We start from the raw sequence: 1697 nt of genomic DNA, 5'->3' as shown, positions 1-1697 counted from the left end.
ATTGCTTGGGTGTTATATGGTCAAGCCTCACGGGCAATTAGTATCGGTTAGCTCAACGCCTCACAGCGCTTACACACCCGACCTATCAACGTCGTAGTCTTCGACGGCCCTTCAGGGAACTCAAGGTTCCAGTGAGATCTCATCTTGAGGCAAGTTTCCCGCTTAGATGCTTTCAGCGGTTATCTTTTCCGAACATAGCTACCCGGCAATGCCACTGGCGTGACAACCGGAACACCAGAGGTTCGTCCACTCCGGTCCTCTCGTACTAGGAGCAGCCCCTCTCAAATCTCAAACGTCCACGGCAGATAGGGACCGAACTGTCTCACGACGTTCTAAACCCAGCTCGCGTACCACTTTAAATGGCGAACAGCCATACCCTTGGGACCGGCTTCAGCCCCAGGATGTGATGAGCCGACATCGAGGTGCCAAACACCGCCGTCGATATGAACTCTTGGGCGGTATCAGCCTGTTATCCCCGGAGTACCTTTTATCCGTTGAGCGATGGCCCTTCCATACAGAACCACCGGATCACTAAGACCTACTTTCGTACCTGCTCGACGTGTCTGTCTCGCAGTCAAGCGCGCTTTTGCCTTTATACTCTACGACCGATTTCCGACCGGTCTGAGCGCACCTTCGTACTCCTCCGTTACTCTTTAGGAGGAGACCGCCCCAGTCAAACTACCCACCATACACTGTCCTCGATCCGGATCACGGACCTGAGTTAGAACCTCAAAGTTGCCAGGGTGGTATTTCAAGGATGGCTCCACGCAAACTGGCGTTCACGCTTCAAAGCCTCCCACCTATCCTACACAAGCAAATTCAAAGTCCAGTGCAAAGCTATAGTAAAGGTTCACGGGGTCTTTCCGTCTAGCCGCGGATACACTGCATCTTCACAGCGATTTCAATTTCACTGAGTCTCGGGTGGAGACAGCGCCGCCATCGTTACGCCATTCGTGCAGGTCGGAACTTACCCGACAAGGAATTTCGCTACCTTAGGACCGTTATAGTTACGGCCGCCGTTTACCGGGGCTTCGATCAAGAGCTTCGCTTGCGCTAACCCCATCAATTAACCTTCCGGCACCGGGCAGGCGTCACACCCTATACGTCCACTTTCGTGTTTGCAGAGTGCTGTGTTTTTAATAAACAGTCGCAGCGGCCTGGTATCTTCGACCGGCATGGGCTTACGGAGCAAGTCCTTCACCCTCACCGGCGCACCTTCTCCCGAAGTTACGGTGCCATTTTGCCTAGTTCCTTCACCCGAGTTCTCTCAAGCGCCTTGGTATTCTCTACCCAACCACCTGTGTCGGTTTGGGGTACGGTTCCCGGTTATCTGAAGCTTAGAAGCTTTTCTTGGAAGCATGGCATCAACCACTTCGCGTCCTAAAGGACACTCGTCATCAGCTCTCGGCCTTGAAACCCCGGATTTTCCTAAGATTTCAGCCTACCACCTTAAACCTGGACAACCAACGCCAGGCTGGCCTAGCCTTCTCCGTCCCTCCATCGCAATAACCGGAAGTACAGGAATATTAACCTGTTTTCCATCGACTACGCTTTTCAGCCTCGCCTTAGGGACCGACTAACCCTGCGTCGATTAACGTTGCGCAGGAAACCTTGGTCTTTCGGCGTGGGTGTTTTTCACACCCATTGTCGTTACTCATGTCAGCATTCGCACTTCTGATACCTCCAGCAAGCTTCTC

At 53.0% G+C, this 1697-nt stretch carries 1 rRNA gene; it reads right to left on the bottom strand.

From position 1 onward, the window contains the following. Positions 1–16: 16 nt before the first annotated feature. Positions 17–1697 (bottom strand): 23S ribosomal RNA (locus AC1MEK_RS29775); the annotation flags it as partial.

It is taken from the genome of Pseudomonas sp. 2, from assembly GCF_056627435.1.
The sequence above is the reverse complement of the archived record's forward strand: the minus strand, read 5'-3'. Positions and strand labels throughout refer to the sequence as shown.